This window comes from Pontimonas salivibrio, from assembly GCF_002950575.1.
In the GTDB taxonomy this organism is placed as follows: domain Bacteria; phylum Actinomycetota; class Actinomycetes; order Actinomycetales; family Microbacteriaceae; genus Pontimonas; species Pontimonas salivibrio.
On record NZ_CP026923.1, the window covers coordinates 891,405 to 911,050 of the forward strand.

Here is a 19,646-nt window from a genome sequence, read left to right on the forward strand (position 1 = left end):
GGTGGCTCGTGGCGCACTGGGGTTAAGCGAATTAGCCAGAAATGGTTTCAGCGAATTAAGCGCAGCAAAAGCCAGGCTCGAATCGTTACAACTCGACGCGACACTTTTTTCTCACGCAGGTGACCCCGACCAGGCCCTGCACGCGTGGGAGCGTCTTGTAGAGAGCGCCCCGGATGTGGTGTCGTCGCTTGGGGCTGGCGGCCAGAGGGTCACCCACCTCATTTCCCTCCTAGGAGCCTCGTCGGGTTTGGCGGATTTTTTTAAGCGACGCCCGGAACAGATTGCGCCGGTGGTTACCGCAGCAGGCCCCCCAGCCACCAGAGAAGAACTTGTGCGGCGGCTGGGCGTGGCTGTGGGGGAGCAGGTGGGGGAGCCCGCTGTCACACAGCTGCGGGTCGGTTACCGGGCGGAACTTGCGAAACTCGCGCTTTATGATGTGTCGCATCCCCAACCGATTTCGATTGTCGACCAGGTTGCTCGAGCCTTAGCTGATTTAGCCGACGCTGCACTCGAGGTGGCCTTATCCATTGCCCGAAGAGAAATCGGAGTGTTGGAAGCCGACGTGCCGCTGGCCATCATCGGAATGGGTAAAGCGGGTGCGCGGGAACTGAACTACTTGAGTGACGTCGATGTCATCTACGTCACTGAGGCCCCTCCCGACACACAAAGTGATTCTGTGGTGGCTGATGCAACACGCCTTGCCCAGGCAACACAGCGCATCATTATGGAGTTTGGGCTTGAGCCTGGTTTGTGGGAGGTCGACGCAAACCTGCGGCCCGAAGGAAAAGATGGCGCCCTAGTGCGCACATTAGATTCCCACGTGGCCTACTACCAGCGGTGGGCCAAAGATTGGGAGTTTCAGGCGCTCATTAAAGCACGGCCGATGGCGGGTTCGTTGACGCTGGGCCTGGCGTACCGAGAGGCCCTGGAGCCCATGATTTGGCAGGCCTCTGCCCGTGAAGGCTTCGTGGAGCAGGTTCAGCGAATGCGCGAGAGGGTCACCAACCACATCCCACAAGACGAAGTGGATGTGCAACTCAAGCTCGGCCCCGGTGGTTTGCGTGATGTCGAATTCACCATCCAATTGCTGCAGTTGGTCCACGGTGGAGCCGACTCTGACGTGCGTGTGGCCGACACGTTGGGTGCTTTGCGTGCTCTGGCAGCGAAAGGTTATGTGGGCCGGGAGGAGGCCGAAGAATTCGACCGCGCCTACCGGTTCCTGCGCACCCTGGAACACCGCCTGCAGCTTCGACACCTCGCTCGAACCCACTTGATGCCCCGTGAGGATGAGGCACTCAGAATCTTGGCTCGCTCCACCCATCTTGCGGACGGTGCCAGCGCTTTGGTCGAAGCCTGGCGCGCGGTGCAGCGCCAGGTGCGCACCCTGCATGAGCGCCTGTTTTATCGTCCGCTACTGCAAGCTGTTGCGGGTCTGGCAGCTGAGGGTGGCGTGGAGCTCACCAGTGACCAGGCGGCAGATCGACTGAAGGCAACCGGCTTTATCGATCCCCAAGGGGCGATGGCCCACATTACGGCGCTTACTCAAGGGGTCTCCCGGCGCGCCCAAATTCAACGAAACCTTCTGCCGGTGGTGCTTCGTTGGCTCGCTGACGGTACCGACCCCGACCGCGGGTTATTGGCGTTTCGACGTTTGAGCGATGACCTGGGCGAGAGTCCGTGGTTTTTACGCATGTTGCGCGATTCTTCGGGGGCGGCCAACCGGCTCACCAGGGTGTTGGGAACAAGTGGGTTCGCGGGCGCACTCTTGGAGCGAGTGCCGGAGGGTGCTGGTTGGTTAGACGATGGCGATGGCTTACAACCGCGCCCGGCGGAGCAGTTAGACGAAGAAATTGTTGCGATTGCCAGGCGTTACCGGGGCCAGCGAAACAGTGCTCACAATGCCCTGCGCCAGTTACGCCGGCGAGAGTTGTTGCGCCTGTCCATGGGGTCAATCGTGGGCGTGATCGACACCAGTCAGCTCGCTGTAGCGCTCAGCGATCTGACTGAAAAGTTTCTTGAAGGTGCATGGAGAATTGCCGCTCCCGACTATCCCGGCATCCAGTTTGCCCTCATTGCAATGGGGCGCTTTGGTGGTCGGGAGCTGGGTTTTGCCTCAGACGCTGACGTGCTCTACGTAGTCACCGACGACGGGGCGGGCGATGAGACCGTGGCACGCGGCACTGCTTTGGCTCGCGCCATCGGTGAACTCACTACAGACCCGCTCTTTCCTTTTGAACTCGATGCTGGGCTGCGCCCGGAAGGGAAAAATGGACCGCTGGTGCGATCCCTCGAGGCGTATCGTGCCTACTACGAACGCTGGGCCTTGGGTTGGGAAGCTCAAGCGCTCCTTCGGGCGAGAGACGTAGTGGGCGATACCCCGCTGAGGAAAGAGTTCATGGCGCTTGCCGATGAGGTGCGCTACCCCACGGAGTTTCCGCACGATGCTGCCCGAGAAATCCGGCGCATCAAAGCACGGGTAGAGGCAGAGCGACTGCCTCAAGGGGCTGACCCAAAGCGTCACGTGAAATTGGGGCCTGGGTCGCTAAGCGATATCGAATGGCTGGTGCAATTACTTCAACTTCAACATGGTGGAACAACTCCACAGCTGCAGCGGGCAGACACCCTAGGTGCGCTGGAGGCTTTGGCCAGCGAAGGCTACCTGCCGGAAGAAGATGCCCATTTGCTGGAGGGGGCGTGGAAGCTCTGTTCGAACCTTCGAAATGCTCTGACCCTCTCAGGGCGCCCCTCCGATGTGTTGCCGGCTGATCGCCGAGCCTTGGAACAAGCCGCCAGACTGATGGGATACCCACCCCACAGCGCCAGCACGTTGGAAGAGTTTTATTTGCGCACTACCCGGCTAGCCAGATCAGTGTTCGAGAGGCACTTTTTCCCTGGTGACTAGCAACTCTTAGGGGCCGGCTTTAAGCGGTCGGTACCTCGGTGCTGGGCACACGAGGCTGACCCCTCTGGGCACCAGGTGCGAACTCTGAACCTGGCCAAAAGGTCCTACAACGCATTGAGGGGGCCAACCGTTGTTGACCCCCTCAATGCGTGTGAACGCTTAGACGCTGTAGTAGAGCTCGTACTCGAAGGGGTGCGGACGCTGCGCGTAAGGCAGGAGTTCGTTTTCCCTCTTGAAGTCGATCCAAGTGTCAATGAGATCTTTCGTGAATACTCCGCCAGCGAGCAAGAACTCGTGATCTGCTTCCAGTGCCGCCAGGGCGCCTTCGAGTGAACCCGGGACCTGGGGAATCGATTTTGCTTCCTCAGGGGGCAACTCGTAGAGGTCCTTGTCGACTGGCTCGTGGGGCTCAATCTTGTTCAGGATTCCATCCAACCCTGCCATCATCTGAGCGGCAAAGGCGAGGTAGGGGTTACCGGACGAGTCGGGTGCGCGGAACTCGATGCGCTTAGCTTTCGGGTTCGACCCGGTAATGGGGATACGAATCGCTGCGGACCGGTTTCCTGCCGAGTAGACCAGGTTAACCGGGGCTTCGAAGCCTTTCACCAGTCGTCGGTAGGAGTTGATCGAAGGGTTGGTGAAGGCCAACACTGCCGGGGCGTGCTTCAACAGACCACCGATGTACCAGCGGGCAACGTCGCTCAGGCCACCGTAGCCGGCCTCATCGAAGAACAGTGGCTTGCCGTCACTCCACAGTGACTGGTGGGTGTGCATACCCGAACCGTTGTCGGCAAAGAGGGGTTTGGGCATGAAGGTGGCCGTCTTGCCCCAGTTGTCCGCAGTGTTCTTCACGATGTATTTAAACTTCAAGATTTCATCGGCAGAGTGCACCATCGTGTTGAACTTGTAGTTGATTTCACACTGGCCAGCCGAGCCCACCTCGTGGTGGCTGCGTTCAACTTCTAAGCCCACTTCTTCAAGTTTCAACACGATGTCGTCACGGATGTCTGCCATCTTGTCGACCGGTGACACGGGGAAGTAACCACCCTTATAAGGGGTCTTGTTGGCGAGGTTTCCGCCGGCTTCTTCGCGACCGGTGTTCCAGGCGCCCTCTTCGGAATCAACCGAGTAGAAGCTTGTGTGCTGGTTTACTTCGTAGCGCACGTCATCAAAGATGAAGAACTCTGCTTCGGGGGCGAAGAACGCGGTGTCGGCGATACCCGTCGAGGCAAGATACTTTTCCGCCTTCTTGGCGACCTGGCGTGGGTCGCGCGGGTAAATTTCCCCGTTGCGGGGGTTGTAAATGTCGAAGACCATGACGAGGGTGCGCTCGTTCCTGAAGGGGTCCACGTAGGCGGTGGTCACATCGGGGATGAGCTGCAGGTCAGACTCGTGGATTGACTGGAATCCGCGAATCGACGATCCGTCGAAGAGTTGGCCGACGGTGAAGAACTCTTCGTCGACGGCACGCGCTGGCAGGTTGAAGTGTTGCTGCACGCCAGGCAGATCGGTGAATCGAATATCAAGGAACTTTACGTCAGTGTCTTTAATGAAGGCGAGAGCCTCAGACGAGTCGCGGAACATACACACTCCTGTGGTGGATGAGACAAGGGCTACACTCCGTAGCTCTTTCAGGGTAAGCATCCGCCATCACGCTGGGATATCCCCAATGTTTCGGCCATGTTACGAAACCTGCAACTCCTAGACTGCTGTGGTGGAACAATCCGACAACTACTGGCCTGGAAAGCGCTTTGGACTGCCAGAAGAAGGCCCCAGAAGCACCCCTGGATGGAATCGGCGCATCGCCGGAATAATCATTGACTGGGTGCTGGCGTTAGGTCTGTCAGCGTTATTTTTCGGCTTCAATAACCTCAGCATTTTGGGAGTCTTTGTCTTACTCCACATCATTGGTGGCCTGCTGGCAGCTGGGTCTCCCGGACATCTGCTGATGAAGATTCGCATCGCCCCCATCGCCGGCGGACGGCTGGGTATTCTCGCGCCCGTCGTGCGACCCCTGCTGATCGCCCTAGTGATTCCGGCGCTGATGAGCGATGACGATCGACGGGGCGCTCACGATCGGCTAGTGGGCACTATCCTCGTCACGCGCTAAAGAGACCCCCACAGAAATCCTGAGGTGTGTCACTGTGCAAACACGCCGAGGCGCTGTTTAGCGGGGCTTTGGCGCTCGTGCCTTAGCGGGGTCCATACCTTTAGGGATGGGGATACTGCCGGGTTTCTTAAGCGCCTCCAAGCGGTTCGCCACGGCCAACACTTCGGCTTTGCTCAGCGTCTTCTTGAAGCGGTTTAGCTCCTTGCGCAGTTGACGAAGCGGTGTACCACCCTCGTCTGGTCCGACATACAGGTGGTGGATAGTGATTTGTGGGACTGCGCGTGCGACATGACGACGCTCATCGTCGAGAAGTTTCTTGGAGCGTGTTTTGGAGCCCTCAGCGATCAAGACAACGCCACATTTACCGACAGCACGGTAGACGGCGTCGCGAGTCCTCGGGTTGATGGCCACAGGGTATTCACTGGTTTGCCACGCTTTGCGCAGGCCGTTTTGCAGGACAGCTCCGACAGCTCCCGTTTGGCCCTCAATTTGTTTGTAGGCAGTGGATTCGGCGCGGTTTCCCAACACCACCAGGACTAACAGCACGCCGGTGAGTATTCCCGAGAGAATCCACAACACGAGTGTCAAGATCCCGCCGGGGAGCACTGTTAGCGGCAGGAGGATTCCTAGCGCCACGGGACCAAGGAACACGGCAATCAGCAGAGGAACAATCCACTTGTCCGCTTTGCGGGTCATTTGGAAAACCCGCCACAGCTGGGTCATCCGCCCGGGTTCTTTTTGCGTTTCCTCCGCCATTCTTCAGATACTCCCTAAATGCCCATTACGGCGTCAAAATCGGCAGCTTCAAGGCGTGCTTTTACCTGGCCCAGGAAACGCGCAGCGTCGGCGCCGTCAACAATTCGGTGGTCGTAGGACAACGACAGGTACACCATTTGGCGCACAGCAATCGAGTCACTTCCGCTGTGGGAGACCACAACGGGCTTCTTTTGGACGATTCCGGTTCCCAAAATCGCTACCTGGGGCAGGAACACCACGGGGGTGTCAAACAGTGCACCGCGGGAACCCGTGTTCGTGACGGTAAATGTGCCGCCGGAGAGCTCATCGGGGCTCAGGGAATTGTCCCTGGTCCGGGCCGCCAAGTCCGCGATTTCATGGGAAATCTGCGCCAACGTCTTGGACGCCGCATCGCGGAGGACAGGAGTCAAGAGACCGCGCTCCGTATCGACAGCAATGGAAATGTTTTCCGTCGCGGGGTACACGATGCTGTCACCCTCCACGGTGGCGTTGATGATGGGGAACGCTTGGAGTGCTTCGGCTGCGGCTTTCACAAAGAAGGGCAAGAAGCTTAGCTTCCCGCCGGTCTGTTGAACGAAAGCATCCTGCACGCGAGCGCGAAGCGCGCCGACAGCAGTCACATCAGCTTCCACCACACTGGTCAACTGAGCGGTCTGCTGCATTGATGCGACAGCGCGTTCCGCAATGACCTTGCGCAGACGGCTCATCGGTTGAGAGGTTCCACGCAACGCTGAGGCTTCCACACTGTGCTCACTGGCAGCGGGAGCTGCGGGTGCCGCCGCGACAGGCGCGGGGGACGCCGCCGCTGCCGGTGTTGCCACTGCGGAGGCAGCCTGAAGGACATCCTCTTTCCTGATGCGCCCGCCCACGCCGGTACCGCTGACTGTGCTGAGGTCCACACCGTGTTGCTGGGCGAGTTTCCTCACAATGGGCGTGACGTAGGACGCATCTTCGCCGCTGAGGGCAGGTTTTTCCGGGGTTGCTACCGGAGCTGCGGCATCCGCAGACTGGGGAGCCGCCGCCACAGCGGGGGCGGGTGCTGCAGGTGCCGCCGGCGGAGCCGGCGGTGTTGCGGCCGGCGCAGCGGGAGCTGGTGGCGCGGGCGCAGCTGGGGCCGCGGGTTGCTCGGCTACCGGAGATGCAGCCGGAGCTGCAGGTGCTGGTGCGGCCGGAGGGGCAGCTGGTTCTGCAGCAGGTTCCGGTGTGGCGGGTTCAGCAGCGGGGGCCGCAGGCTCTGCGGCGGAGGCAGCGCCCTGGTCGCCGACACGTGCAAGGACGGCGCCTACTTCCACGGTTTCGTCTTCTTGGACCAGGATTTCTTGGACGATGCCCGCCACGGGGGAGGGAATCTCGGTGTCGACCTTGTCGGTCGAAATTTCAACTAACGGTTCATCTACTTCGATACTGTCTCCGACGGCTTTTAGCCAGCGGGTGACAGTTCCCTCGGTGACTGATTCACCGAGGGCGGGGAGAGTGACATCACTCATGGGTAATCAACTCCTGTGTGGTTAACCGGGTGTGGTTAGAGGGCATGCAAGGGTTTTCCGGCGATCGCCAAGAAGGCTTCGCCGAGGGCTTCGTTTTGGGTGGGGTGGGCGTGAAGTAGCGGTGCCACGTCTTCTGGGTAGGCATCCCAGTTGACCGCGACCTGCGCCTCGCCGATCAGTTCGCCCACGCGGGCACCGATCATGTGGACTCCGAGGATGGGGCCATCCACTTGGCGGATCACTTTGATGGAACCGGCGGTTTCGAGGATGTGGCTCTTACCGTTTCCGGCCAAGTTGTAGTCATAGATGGCGATACCTTCTGCGCCGTAGGCTTCAACAGCTTTCGCCTCCGAGAGCCCCACAGAAGCCACTTCGGGTTCCGAGTAGGTGACTTTGGGAATGTGGTCGTCGTTAATCACCTGGGGGTTTAGACCAGCGAGTTCTTCCGCCACGAAAATACCGTGTTGGAAACCGCGGTGAGCCAGCTGAATTCCTGGAACGATGTCGCCTACGGCATAGACACCGGGGACGTTGGTGCGAAGGCGCTCATCGGTGAGTACGTAGCCGCGGTCCATGGTTACACCGACCGTGTCAAAGCCCATGCCGTCGGTTTTGGGCCCGCGGCCGACAGCGACGAGGAGAAGCTCGGCCTCAAAGGTTTGACCGTCCTCCAGGGTCACCGTCACACCCTGGTCATTTTGCGTGACGCTTTGGAAGCGCACCCCCAGAGAGAAGTTGATTCCGCGCTTGCGGTACGCGCGCTCAAACTGTTTCGAGACGGATTCGTCTTCGGCGGGAACCAAGTGGTTCAGCCCCTCAATAATGGTCACTTCACTGCCGAAGGAGCGCCACACGCTGGCGAACTCGACACCGATGACACCGCCACCGAGGACAATCACCGATTGGGGGACATAGTCAAGCTGAAGAGCCTGCTCGGAAGTGATGACCCGACCGCCAATTTCCAGGCCGGGAAGCGTGCGCGGGTAGCTGCCGGTGGCGAGCACCACGTTCTTACCGGTGACCGTGTCTGAGCCGACCTGCACTGTGGTGGGGGAGACGAGTGTGCCTTCACCCTCGATGGTGGTGATCCCGCGTGCCTTGATCAGTCCCTGGAGACCCTTGTGTTTGCTGGAGACAATGCCGTCTCGGTAGGCGTTTACCGCGGGGAGGTCGATGCCCTCCAGGGAGGCTTTCACCCCGAACATTTCCGAGTGGCGTGCTGAGTCAGCCACTTCAGCCGCGTGCAACAGGGCCTTTGTGGGAATACAGCCCACGTGGAGGCAGGTGCCACCCACCTTGTCTTTTTCGATCAAACCGACAGACATGCCGAGTTGGCTTGCGCGAAGAGCGGCAGCGTACCCACCACTTCCCGCTCCGAGAATGACAAGATCAAAAGTGTGGTCGGTCACCGGTTGGACTCCCTCGCGTAGTGCGGTGTGTGGCCAGGGCAGATATGACCCCGCCGGGCCCCCAGCCTACTACTGCACAAGACTGGCTACGGCGTCAGAGTCCATGGCCATCACCAAGTTCACCAGGGCCCTCGTCGTCGCACCGGTGGGCCCTTTCGGGGTGTACCCGTAGGCACTGCTGGTGTTGGAGGCAGGCCCCGCGATGTCGAGGTGCGCCCAGGGAATCTGGGCGGAACTATCATCGTCAGCAGGCTGGCCTTGCCTGGGTCCGACAAACTCTTTGAGGAACAAACCGGCGACAAGCATCCCTCCCAGTGAGCTCCCGGTCGCGACGTTGGCGATATCGGCGACATCAGAGTTGAGGCCTTTTCGCAGTTCTTCCGGCAGTGGCATGGTCCACACCAGTTCGCCGGCCGACTCAGCGGCTTGTGCTACCAGTCCGGTCGCCAACTGGTCACCCATCAGACCTGCGTAGCGCTCACCTAATGCAATGCGGGCCGCCCCCGTGAGGGTGGCAACATCCACAATGAGGTCAGGAAATTCTTCGCTGGCGGCGTGTAGACCATCGGCCAGGACCAGCCTGCCCTCGGCGTCGGTGTTCAGTACTTCTACCGTTTTTCCGCCGTGAATAGTGATCACATCACCGGGACGCTGCGCGGAACCAGACGGCATATTCTCCGCCAAGCACAGCCAGGCTGTCACCGCAACGGGTGCGTGGAGTGACGCCACTGCACGCATCACGCCCGAGACGGTGGCAGCGCCTGTCATGTCATATTTCATGCCCACCATGGATGCCGCGGGCTTTAGCGACAGCCCGCCCGAGTCGAAAGTGATGCCTTTGCCGACCAGGGCAATGTGGGCTGTGGCCCCTTCGGGACGGTAGCGAAGCGCGACGAGGCGGGGTGGCCGTGTGGAGCCCTGCCCGACACCCAAAATTCCTCCAAATCCTCCCTCAGCGAGTTGGTGTTCGTCCAAAACGTCAATCTCGATGGGGAGGCCTTTGAGAGCCGAAGTGACGTGGTCTGTGAAGGATTCTGGGTACAGGTCGTTGGGCGGCGTGTTGACTAAATCTCGCACGAGATAGACGGACTCGGCGATGACTGCCCCAGCCTGCAGAGCGCCCTGTTTGTCGGTGCCCACAATCGTCAACGTTGCCCAGTCAGGGTCGTCCGTCGGTTTCTTTTTCGCATTCACCCGGTAACCGCCAAGCAGCGCGCCTTCGACTGCTGCTTGGGCGGAGGCAGCATCGTCCACGGGCAGTGCCACCGCGATGTGCGAAACGGGTCCTGCAGCGCGTGTGGCGCTTCCCGCGGCGTGGCGAAGAGACGATGGCGTCAATTCTTTCGGGCCCAACCCGACAAGGATGACCGTTGTGGCCTTACAGCCGGGGGGAGCGGGGACAACCGTGGCCTCGTCAAGGGAACCTTTTTTACCCAACGCGACTGCGGCCGCCTTCAACCACGCAGTGTCAGCTTCGCCCAGCACATCGCCCACAATCGTGGGGGTCTTGTCGAGGCCAGGGGTGATGCCCACGATGAGGGCGTCGCAGTCGATGAGGTCAGCGGGTTGATTGTGGGAGACAACGCGGGGAATATTCACCCCTACATGGTAGCCACGAGCATGTGTGTCCACCCTGTCGGGGCCCGGTGGACACAGTCACAGTTGTCGAGGTACTGGGGCAATCCTTTCTGGGGCAATCCTTGCCTGCGGTGGGCCGTGAGCGAACGCTCGGATTGCTCGGGGTGTCGAGCCCTACGATGGGGGACGTGGACACTGCCATTTTCCGTCATGCCGACCTTGCACCCCAGGTGCCTGAGGGCTTGCCCTTGGTTGTTGCGCTGACCGGGTTTGCGGACGCAGGCTCTGCGGTTAGCCAGGTCAACACCTACATGGAAGACACGTTAGAAAGTGTCGAGATTGGACGGTTTTCCAACGACGAGATCTTGGACTACCGCGCCAGGCGCCCCATTTTCCAATTTGAAGAAACCCACCTCACCGAATACGAACCCCAGCGTCTGGGACTCTCGCTGGTCAGCGACGAGTTAGGAGAACCGTTCCTACTGCTCTCTGGCTATGAGCCCGATATGCGGTGGGAGCAGGTGAATCGCGAAATTATTGAGTTGATTGAGCACTACCAGGTGGCTTCCACCACCTGGGTGCACGCAATTCCCATGCCGGTTCCCCACACTCGTTCGCTCGGTGTGACTGTCAGCGGCAACCGCGAGGACCTCACCGATCGCCTCTCAGTGTGGCGGCCGACAACCGGGGTTCCGGGAACCATGATGCATTTGGTGGAATACAGCCTGCAGGCCAAAGGCCACCCCGTCTCGGGGTTTGTCGTTCTCGTGCCGCACTATTTGGCGGACACTGAATACCCGTTGGCAGCGATTTCCGCACTGGAGAGCATCACCGCGGCGACGGGGAGAATTTTCCCCACTGATTCACTGCGTGAACAAGGCCGGACTTTTCTTGCCGGTATTGCTGACCAGGTCGAAGGAAACGACGAGTTGAAGCGCCTGGTGGGGGTGTTGGAGAAGCGACACGATTCCTACATGGAAGACAACCCGTTGGCGTCCCCGCTGATGGACGAAGCCGGTGAAGTGCCAAGCGCCGAGACCATCGCGCAGGAGCTTCAAGATTTTTTGGCACACCGCTCAGTCGACTCCGGTGACACTCCAAACACGGAGAGCTAGGGAGCTGGGCGTAGCCCCGGGTATTTAGTGCCATAATGGAGGCCTAGGCCCTGCAGGTCTGCTCGCGCAGACTTGACAAGGGTCTTCCTACTGCCCGCAAATGTGAAGTAGGTGCGCTGTGGCTTCGTCACGCGACTCGCAAGGTACTAATAAAGCTCCAAGAGGTCTTCGGGGTGCTCTCCGTCGGCTCGTTGGTCGAGGTGGCGACGACGCCCAGAACACAGTCCCCGCCCCCGATACGCAAAAGGATCACATTTCTTCCGTGAACACCCGCTCTCAGGACACAGCAGCCAAATCGAAAAAATCTGGCGCGGTAGCACCCGCATCCCAGAAGGCTCCGGCAAAGAAGGCTCCCGCGAAGAAACCGGCATCCAAGTCCACTGCCGCTAAAGCTGCCACGACAAAGGCGACGCCGGCCAAGTCCGCTGCAGAGAAAAAACCTGCCGCCACAAAAGAGCCAGCGAAGTCAACGGCAACAAAGAAGGCTGCGGTGAAGAAAGCTCCTGTAAAGAAAGCTCCTGTAAAGAAAGCTCCCGCGAAGAAAGAGCCAAGTTCGACACCTTCGGCAAAGGCTGCGGCCTCGCAAACAGCGGCGAAGAAACCTGCGGCGAAGGAGCCTGCCGCGAAGAAGCTCGCAGCGAAGAAGCCCGCTGCGTCGGCGACGGCAGCGAAGAAACCAGCCGCAAAAAAAGCTTCGACTGCTAACGCGCCAGCCAAGGCGACCGCAAAGAAAAAGCCTGCTTCCGCTGCCGCAGAAGAATCCGCCTCCGATGAGGAAAGCAAGGAAAAAGTTGCACCGACGGCTTCCGCCGCAGCGGGGGACAACGGATCAAACGACACCGATTCGGACAGTGACGATGAGGTCATCGATGACCGTCAGGTCGAAGCCCTGGGTGCCTCAATCCTTCAAGGGGTTGCCGGCGCTGGGGAGGCGCTTCCCTCCGGTGCAATCGTCATCAAGAGCAGTGATGAAGAAGATGTCCCCATTGTCTCCACCACAATCACGGGCGCGACAGCTGACCCTGTCAAGGATTACCTGAAGCAAATCGGAAAAGTTGCCCTGCTGAATGCTGAGCAGGAAGTGCAATTGGCCTGGAGGATTGAGGCCGGACTTTTCGCCGAAGAAAAACTCTCCGAACTGACTCAACGCGAAAAGACCACGAAACTCGCCAGAGAACTTCACGAGATTGCCAAAGATGGGCAGAGGGCAAAAAACCACCTGTTGGGCGCTAACTTGCGCCTCGTGGTGTCGCTCGCAAAGCGCTACACCGGACGCGGAATGCAGTTCCTGGATCTCATCCAAGAGGGAAACCTCGGTCTGATTCGTGCCGTAGAGAAGTTTGACTACACCAAGGGCTTTAAGTTCTCGACCTATGCCACATGGTGGATTCGACAGGCCATCACTCGCGCAATGGCTGATCAGGCCCGCACCATTCGTATCCCCGTTCACATGGTCGAAGTCATCAATAAGCTTGCCCGGGTTCAGCGCCAAATGCTTCAGGACTTGGGCCGCGAACCCACCCCTGAAGAGCTTGCCCGTGAGTTGGATATGACTCCGGAAAAAGTTGTTGAGGTTCAAAAGTATGGCCGTGAGCCCATTTCGCTTCACACCCCGCTAGGCGAGGACGGTGACAGCGAGTTTGGTGACCTCATCGAAGACACCGAGGCTGTTGTCCCCGCGGATGCTGTCGGGTTCACCATGTTGCAGCGGCAGCTGGAGTCGCTGTTAGATTCGCTCTCAGAGCGCGAAGCGGGCGTTATTCGGATGCGTTTTGGCTTGGGCGATGGGATGCCGAAGACCTTGGACCAAATTGGTGACACCTTTGGTGTGACCCGAGAGCGAATTCGCCAAATCGAATCCAAGACGATGGCAAAGCTGCGCCACCCTTCGCGCTCTCAGGCCCTGCGCGACTACCTCGAGTAAGGCCGGTCGGTGTTACTGCGCCTTGCCATCCTGGTCGGTCGCTTGGTGCGCATTCTTGCCAGGACCCGCGGTGGCGGTTCCGCGTTTCCGGGGTTAGTCGCCCAAAGAATCGACCCGCAGTTTCTCGAGCACACCGTAGGTCGAATCCCCGGTGGTGTGGTGTTCATCACCGGGTCCAACGGAAAATCGACAACAACAGCAATGGCAGTGGCGTTATGCCGGGCTCACGGACTTCGGGTCTTTACAAACCCGGCGGGAAGTAATCTGCCCCAAGGTCTCGCCTCAGCTGTCCTCGCCGACGCCCGCTTGAACGGGAAAATTGATGCGGATATCGCCATTCTCGAGGTCGATGAAGCCTATGGGCCGATGGTTTCGGCCCGGCTTACACCCGCCAACTTTGTTGTAACCAACCTTCAGCTGGACCAGCTCAACCGTTTTGGCGAACCTGAGCGGGTGTGGGAAATGATGCTCACCGTGGCCACAAGAACCACGAAAGCACTCCTGGTGAACGACGCTGAACCCGCTTTGCTCGCCCTCGAAGAGGGCCTGCAGGAGGGTGTTGCCCTTCACACTGTTTCCCTCACCGAGGACTTGCGCAATAAGCATCCTGAGGGCATCTCCCATGCAACCCTCGGTGATTACCGTGGGCGCATCACTCCGAGCGTGGGCCCCCGACTGGTGCTATCTGATCGAGATAAAGACACCGCCACTGTCCTCGACCAGCAGGGGATGGCTCACATATTCGCGCTGCCCGCACCAGGCCTCCATTGGGGCATTGATGCAACCCTGGCTCTCGCCCTGTCAATCGAACTGTTGCAAGACAAATGGTCATGGCAGCAGGCAGAAAAGGCTTTTACCGAGCTTCCCCCGGTGTGGGGTCGAGCAGAGACCGTCAGTTACGCCGGGCGTGATTTTGAGTTACTGATGCAGAAGAACCTGCCGAGCATGCAGGTCAATCTTCAGACGGTGGTGGAACCCCCCGCGACAGTGTGGGTGGCCGTCGATGAAGGAACTCCGGACCCTTCCTGGATTTACGATCTTGACCTTGGTCCCATTACGAAGGTTGACGTCTTGTCGGGTTCCAAGGCGTGGCAGTGGGCCACGTTTCTGACTTATCGCGGCATCGAGCTGGGCGAAATTATTGAGGACACCAAAGAAGCGATGGACTACTTGGCTGGCCTGGGCCCCAAGGGCGCACCGGTGACCGCAATCGTGAACTACGAACAGATGATGGCAATGCGGCGCATTGCTGGTCTTCGCGATTTGGAGACCAGCGGATGAGCGCGCCAGTGCGAATTGTGAGAATCCTGCCGGAACTACTGGGGCTTAACGGTTCCCTGGGTAACGCCGAGGTGCTCCAGGCGCGGCTCAAATGGTGGAGTGTGGACACACAGCTACACGATGTCCGCGCGGGTGAGGACCTTCCCGATTCTGCCGACATTGTGGTGCTGGGCTCAGGAACCTCCTCCGTGGTCGAGGTAGCTGCCCCAGAGTTCAGTCGTTGGGCAAAAGGTCTGCACCGCTTCAAAGAACAGGGCTCGCTGTGGTGTGGGATTGGCCTCGGTGGAGACCTTCTGGGCCAGTCGGTTACAACCGCCAAGGGCGAGGTCTACCAGGGTCTGGGTCTCACTCCCATATCTGCCCGCCAAGGTGGTGCCAGGTTTTCCGCCGAAGTGAGTGGGAAAGATGCCAAGGGCAGACCCGTTGCGGGGTATTTGAACGACTACACGGAGCGTGAGGGCTCCGGCGTGACCAGCCTGATCACCCTAGATGTGACGGCGACAACCCAATGGTCGGGTTACACCTCCATTACTGAAGAAGGTGTTCTTGGTGACGGTGTGAGCCAGGAAAATCTTTGGGTGAGTACTCTCTCAGGGCCACTGCTGGCCCTGAACCCCGCTATTGCGGATGACATTCTCTACGCCTGGGCGAAGCGAGATGGCACACCCTTGCCAGAGCACACGGCCACACATCAGCTCGCCGACTTCAGGGCAGAAAAAGCCAGGCAGGGCATCGTCGACCGGTTGAACACGGCGTAGAGCTCACACCTTGACAGGAGTCGGCGCAGCCGACACGATGCTGCGTAGAGCGCATGGCACTCACGAATCAATCGGCGCGTCAGAGAAATTTCGTGGGATGTCCGGGTGTAAGCGCACGAGTACTTCGTCACCAATGGTGTGGGTCCAGCCAGCCCACGCTTCGACTGAGGCGCCGGGAGCGTTGGCTCCCATCAGCGGCACCATCATGCCCTCCTGAAGGTGTTCTGGGGAAAATGAACCACGCAACACTGTGTGGTCAGCTTCCACCGCGACCAGCTCAAGCGGAGTATGCCCGACACGGATTGTGGCCCCTGGTGTCAACGGGGACAGTAATCCCTGTCGGTAGCCCATCCCCAGGAAGATCGTGTCTTCGGTGATGCGAGTGATGGGCGCCAAGAGGGTGAGGACAGGACGGAAGCCGAGATCTTCAGCGGTGTGATGATCAAAGGGACTCACCCCGTAGCCGAGGATTCCAAAGCGCACCATGTCCAAACGGGTTTCTGGCACCTCGAGGGCGCCGTGGGAGGCGGCGAGGTGCATAATCTCCGGGTGAAGCCCCGCGTCACGTGCCGTTGTGGCCGCATCCTGGAGTCGACTAAGAGCCGACAGGCTGGACTCAATTGATGTGTCTGCGAGGTGGGACCAGAGTGCTCTGACCGTAATGACCCCGGCGCGCTCAAGTTCGGCCGCGACAGTGAAAAATTCCGGCCACTGATTAGCGGTAGCACCGTTTCGGTGCAGACCGGTGTCCACTTTGAGGTGGACCACAAGTGGGGTCTTGGGCGCGCTCTTGGCCACCATCGTGAGTTGTTCTACGGTCGAAATCCCCAACTCGAGCCGGTGGGTGGAGGCCGCCGCATAGTTGTCTAAGGGTTCGAGTAGCCACGCCAAAAGGGGAGCTTCTGGCACCACGTCGCGCACTGCGACGCCAGTTTGGATGTCGAGTACCGCTAACTCATCGGCCCCTTGGGCAATGACCTCCGGAGCAATCAGCTCCATCCCGTGCCCGTATGCATTGGACTTCACCGCAAACATGAGTGACACATCCGAACCCAAGAGCTCCCGAATCTGCGCAACGTTGTGAGCGAGGGCAGCTCGGTTTAGTTCGATATGTGGTCCCGTCACGACAGTGGCCCATCCACCACGTGGTGCACCCGTGGTCCTATTCCGGAACCCATGACTTCCAGTGGACGCTTCGACCACTCAGACCACTCGGTGGCGCTGACAGCGCCACCCCATACGGTCACCACGTCACCTGGAACCAACGCTTCGTCCCCGGTGTCGATGATGAGCTGGTCCATGGCAATCCGACCCGCAACAGGGAAACGTTGTGATCGAGCTTCGACCATGCCGCCCACTGGGTTCAGTCGGGGAACACCGTCGGCAAACCCGATCGCCACTAATGCGAGGTGAGTGGGTGTCGGGGTTGTGTAGTAACCGCCATATGACACTTCGGCGCCTGCTGCCACTGACTTCGAATTCACCACTCGAGCTTGGAGCAACTGGGCGTGGTGCTGATGGGCGAGTTGAAGCCATAGAGACTCTGGCAGGCTGGCAGTCACTTCGAGTTTGGGGTGACACTCACCTGCGTCCAAGGTGGCAAAGCGAAAACCTAAATCGGCCGCGACTTGCGCAACGTGTTGGGCCCCTAAACCAAAAGCGTTGGCGCGCAAATCAAGGTGATGATCTGGGCCTTTGAGGCCCAAAAGCGCGCTGAGGGAATCTCGCAGCGGTGTTGTGCGCGTGATGGCCCAGCGCAGGGGAGGGAGGTCAGCTGGCCGATTCATCGCGGAGGCGATGGGTCTCGTCGTGCCAGACGAGTGCACTGTCGCTCAGACTCGCGCGGTGCTTGTCCGCGTGGTGAGCACAAAAGAGTAGGACGCCAGAGGGAAGAGTGACCCGGACATAGGCTTGTGCGCCACAGCTATCACAGTGGTCACCGAAACCCAGGGGAGCATTGCCCTCCGAAGTGGTGTCGGAGATGCTCTCGATGGTTGCCGCGCTCTGAGTCATCCTTAGTCCTTCCGTTGTGGTGAACACTATTCCATCACGACGAAGCGAGCTTTAGCTGCAAGGACGGCACTGTTTCGCCCTGCGCGTAGTTTTGCTTCTTAGGGTGCGCAGGAAGTTTCCACACACCGACTGGCGCTACCTGTCCTGGCTCGCACCGGTGCGTATGCTCGGAGGGCTGCAGATTCAGCACACACGACGAATCAGAAACACACGACAAATCAGAAAAAGGGGTACTCGTGGCCAAGGACTATTCCGCCCGGCATCTCTCTGTTCTTGAGGGGCTGGAAGCCGTTCGGAAGCGGCCCGGTATGTACATTGGCTCGACTGATTCACGCGGCTTGATGCATTGTGTGTGGGAAATTATCGACAATGCCGTCGACGAGGCAATCGGTGGCCACGGAAACAGCATTGAGGTAATTGTTCACCCCGATCACAGCATCGAAGTCTCTGACACTGGTCGTGGTATTCCCATCGACATCGAACCCAAATCTGGTTTGAGTGGCGTGGAATTGGTGTTCACCAAACTCCACGCTGGAGGCAAATTTGGCGGTTCGTCCTATCAGTCCAGCGGTGGATTGCACGGTGTGGGTGCGTCTGTGGTGAACGCCTTGTCCGCGCGGGTCGACGTAGAAGTTGACCGGGACGGAAAAACCTGGGCGATGTCTTTTCGGCGAGGAGAACCTGGAGTATTTAAGGATTCAGCCGAGCCTGACCCGAAGTCGGATTTTGAGCCTTTTGTGAGTGATAGTGCTCTCAAAGTGCGGGGCAAAGTGGGCAAAAACGTCACCGGAACTCGCGTCCGGTTTTGGCCCGACCCCGGTGTGTTCGGCACTGACTTGTCTGTTTCGGTCGATGATTTGGTGGACCGGGCACGGCAGACAGCGTTCCTGGTACCCGGGCTGGCGCTCGAAATTAGTGACACCAGGCAGCAACCGTCCCGGAAAGAATCCTTCCATTTCGATGGGGGCACCGTTGAATTTGCCGACTACCTCGCACCCGATGAGGCGCGGGTGGGTCCGTGGCGCTTCCAAGGCACCGGGACTTTCACTGAAACTGTTCCGGTCCTGCAAGACAATGGCCACCTCGAGCAGACCGAGCTGGAGCGTGAACTCGCTGTGGACGTCGTCGTGCGGTGGGGCCCCGGCTATGACACCGTGATCAAAAGCTTTGTCAACATCATCCAAACCCCCAAGGGCGGCTCACACCTTCAAGGTTTTGAGCAAGGGGTGATGAAGGTCATCCGCCAGGAAGTGGAAAAAAACGCCCGGCGTTTGAAGGTCGGCTCTGACAAGTTAGAAAAAGATGACGTCCTCGCGGGACTCACCGCGGTAGTCGCGGTTCGGGTGCCTGAACCACAATTCGAGGGTCAAACAAAAGAAGTGCTCGGCACCCCTGCGGCGAAAGGGATTGTGCAGCAGGTGGTGAGCGAAAAACTGCGGGAACGTCTCCAATCCGGTAAGCGAGACGACAAAGCACAGTCCGCACTGTTGCTGGAAAAAGTTGTCGCCGAAATGAAAACTCGCATTTCGGCAAGAACCCTCAAAGAGACTCAGCGCAGAAAGAGTGCACTAGAGAACTCGACCCTGCCCACAAAACTGGTCGATTGCAGAAGTAAGTCAGTGGACAACACAGAATTATTCATTGTGGAGGGCGATTCGGCCCTCGGCACGGCGAAGCTCGCTCGAGATTCCGATACCCAAGCGCTTCTGCCCATTCGCGGAAAAATTCTCAACACCCAAAAAGCCAGCCTGCAAGACATGTTGAACAACCAAGAGTGTGCGGCGATCATTCAGGTGATTGGCGCAGGTTCTGGTCGAACGTTTGACCTCGATCAGGTCCGTTACGGAAAAATTATTGTGATGAGTGACGCCGATGTTGACGGCGCTCACATTAGAACCCTGCTTCTCACCTTGTTCTTCCGGTATATGAGACCTCTTGTTGAGGCGGGGAGAGTGTTTGCGGCTGTTCCGCCCTTGCACCGCGTTGTCGCAAAGCATCGAGGCAGCACACCCAATGAAGTGCTCTACACCTACTCGGAAGCAGAGTTAAACAGCGTGCTGGCGGATCTGGAAGCCAGAGGTATTGGCTACGAACAACCCATCCAGCGCTACAAGGGTCTCGGGGAGATGGATGCTGACCAGCTCGCCGAAACTACAATGATGCCTTCCGGGCGAATGTTGCGTCGGGTTCGGGTAGTCGATGCAGAGGCTGCGGCCGCCATGTTCGAACTGTTGATGGGGAACGAAGTGGCGCCTCGTCGACAGTTCATCGCGGATCGGCCGCGACTAGACCCCGCATCGATTGACGTGTAGC

At 59.1% G+C, this 19,646-nt stretch carries 15 protein-coding genes; 7 read left to right on the top strand and 8 right to left on the bottom strand.

What is annotated here, in order from left to right; translation table 11 throughout:
* The first annotated feature begins 1 nt into the window (after position 1).
* The gene (locus tag C3B54_RS04540) at positions 2–2,902 is read left to right on the top strand and encodes a bifunctional [glutamine synthetase] adenylyltransferase/[glutamine synthetase]-adenylyl-L-tyrosine phosphorylase (protein WP_104913441.1); all 2,901 of its coding nucleotides are present in this window, start codon (positions 2–4) and stop codon (positions 2,900–2,902) included.
* Between the two features lie 159 nt (positions 2,903–3,061).
* On the opposite strand, the gene glnA is transcribed toward C3B54_RS04540, so the two are convergent.
* Positions 3,062–4,486, bottom strand: coding sequence for a type I glutamate--ammonia ligase (glnA, locus tag C3B54_RS04545; RefSeq protein WP_104913442.1), 1,425 nt, complete (start codon positions 4,484–4,486; stop codon positions 3,062–3,064).
* Between the two features lie 130 nt (positions 4,487–4,616).
* Between glnA and C3B54_RS04550 the strand changes: the two genes are divergently transcribed.
* Complete coding sequence (locus tag C3B54_RS04550; RefSeq protein ID WP_245867778.1) at positions 4,617–5,012, top strand: RDD family protein; 396 nt, start codon at positions 4,617–4,619, stop codon at positions 5,010–5,012.
* Between the two features lie 57 nt (positions 5,013–5,069).
* Here C3B54_RS04550 and C3B54_RS04555 read toward each other — a convergent pair whose 3' ends face one another.
* The 4 genes from C3B54_RS04555 to C3B54_RS04570 form a co-directional block, all read right to left on the bottom strand.
* On the bottom strand, positions 5,070–5,768 hold the full coding sequence (locus tag C3B54_RS04555; RefSeq protein ID WP_104913444.1) for a DUF4191 domain-containing protein: 699 nt from the start codon (positions 5,766–5,768) through the stop codon (positions 5,070–5,072).
* 14 nt (positions 5,769–5,782) lie between these two features.
* Positions 5,783–7,255 (bottom strand): 2-oxoglutarate dehydrogenase, E2 component, dihydrolipoamide succinyltransferase, encoded by a 1,473-nt coding sequence (sucB, locus tag C3B54_RS04560; RefSeq protein ID WP_104913445.1) that lies wholly within the window; start codon positions 7,253–7,255, stop codon positions 5,783–5,785.
* A gap of 35 nt (positions 7,256–7,290) precedes the next feature.
* Positions 7,291–8,664 (bottom strand): dihydrolipoyl dehydrogenase, encoded by a 1,374-nt coding sequence (gene lpdA, locus C3B54_RS04565; protein ID WP_104913446.1) that lies wholly within the window; start codon positions 8,662–8,664, stop codon positions 7,291–7,293.
* Positions 8,665–8,733: 69 nt separating this feature from the next.
* Positions 8,734–10,263 carry a leucyl aminopeptidase gene (locus C3B54_RS04570; RefSeq protein WP_211286273.1) on the bottom strand — a complete coding sequence of 510 codons (1,530 nt, stop codon included), beginning with the start codon at positions 10,261–10,263 and terminating at the stop codon, positions 8,734–8,736.
* Positions 10,264–10,421: 158 nt separating this feature from the next.
* On the opposite strand from C3B54_RS04570, the gene C3B54_RS04575 reads away from it, so the two are divergent.
* From C3B54_RS04575 to C3B54_RS04590, 4 genes are all read left to right on the top strand, one after another.
* Positions 10,422–11,357, top strand: a complete 936-nt coding sequence (locus C3B54_RS04575; protein ID WP_104914267.1) for a proteasome assembly chaperone family protein — start codon at positions 10,422–10,424, stop codon at positions 11,355–11,357.
* A gap of 262 nt (positions 11,358–11,619) precedes the next feature.
* On the top strand, positions 11,620–13,281 hold the full coding sequence (locus tag C3B54_RS04580; protein WP_104914268.1) for an RNA polymerase sigma factor: 1,662 nt from the start codon (positions 11,620–11,622) through the stop codon (positions 13,279–13,281).
* A 9-nt stretch (positions 13,282–13,290) separates the two neighbouring features.
* Complete coding sequence (locus tag C3B54_RS04585; protein ID WP_104913447.1) at positions 13,291–14,562, top strand: Mur ligase family protein; 1,272 nt, start codon at positions 13,291–13,293, stop codon at positions 14,560–14,562.
* Complete coding sequence (locus tag C3B54_RS04590) at positions 14,559–15,320, top strand: hypothetical protein (RefSeq protein WP_104913448.1); 762 nt, start codon at positions 14,559–14,561, stop codon at positions 15,318–15,320. The genes C3B54_RS04585 and C3B54_RS04590 overlap by 4 nt, the downstream gene beginning before the upstream one ends.
* A 60-nt stretch (positions 15,321–15,380) precedes the next feature.
* On the opposite strand, the gene C3B54_RS04595 is transcribed toward C3B54_RS04590, so the two are convergent.
* The 3 genes from C3B54_RS04595 to C3B54_RS04605 are packed head-to-tail and all read right to left on the bottom strand — an operon-like array spanning position 15,381 to position 17,333.
* Entirely contained in the window at positions 15,381–16,445 is a 1,065-nt protein-coding gene (locus tag C3B54_RS04595; RefSeq protein ID WP_158665535.1) for an alanine racemase, read from the bottom strand.
* Positions 16,442–17,107 carry an alanine racemase C-terminal domain-containing protein gene (locus tag C3B54_RS04600; RefSeq protein WP_104913450.1) on the bottom strand — a complete coding sequence of 222 codons (666 nt, stop codon included), beginning with the start codon at positions 17,105–17,107 and terminating at the stop codon, positions 16,442–16,444. Before C3B54_RS04600 ends, C3B54_RS04595 begins: the two co-directional genes overlap by 4 nt.
* The gene (locus tag C3B54_RS04605) at positions 17,091–17,333 is read right to left on the bottom strand and encodes a DUF7455 domain-containing protein (protein ID WP_245867782.1); all 243 of its coding nucleotides are present in this window, start codon (positions 17,331–17,333) and stop codon (positions 17,091–17,093) included. Before C3B54_RS04605 ends, C3B54_RS04600 begins: the two co-directional genes overlap by 17 nt.
* A gap of 236 nt (positions 17,334–17,569) precedes the next feature.
* Here C3B54_RS04605 and C3B54_RS04610 point away from each other — a divergent pair, with 236 nt between their 5' ends.
* Positions 17,570–19,645, top strand: a complete 2,076-nt coding sequence (locus C3B54_RS04610) for a DNA gyrase/topoisomerase IV subunit B (RefSeq protein WP_245867783.1) — start codon at positions 17,570–17,572, stop codon at positions 19,643–19,645.
* The last annotated feature ends 1 nt before the right edge of the window (position 19,646 follow it).

Coding starts and splice junctions, on each gene's coding strand:
- glnA (WP_104913442.1), bottom strand. CDS start 4,486: ATGTTCCGCGACTCGTCTGAGGCTCTCGCCTTCATTAAAGACACTGAC.
- C3B54_RS04555 (WP_104913444.1), bottom strand. CDS start 5,768: ATGGCGGAGGAAACGCAAAAAGAACCCGGGCGGATGACCCAGCTGTGG.
- sucB (WP_104913445.1), bottom strand. CDS start 7,255: ATGAGTGATGTCACTCTCCCCGCCCTCGGTGAATCAGTCACCGAGGGA.
- C3B54_RS04575 (WP_104914267.1), top strand. CDS start 10,422: ATGGGGGACGTGGACACTGCCATTTTCCGTCATGCCGACCTTGCACCC.
- C3B54_RS04590 (WP_104913448.1), top strand. CDS start 14,559: ATGAGCGCGCCAGTGCGAATTGTGAGAATCCTGCCGGAACTACTGGGG.
- C3B54_RS04600 (WP_104913450.1), bottom strand. CDS start 17,107: ATGAATCGGCCAGCTGACCTCCCTCCCCTGCGCTGGGCCATCACGCGC.
- C3B54_RS04605 (WP_245867782.1), bottom strand. CDS start 17,333: ATGACTCAGAGCGCGGCAACCATCGAGAGCATCTCCGACACCACTTCG.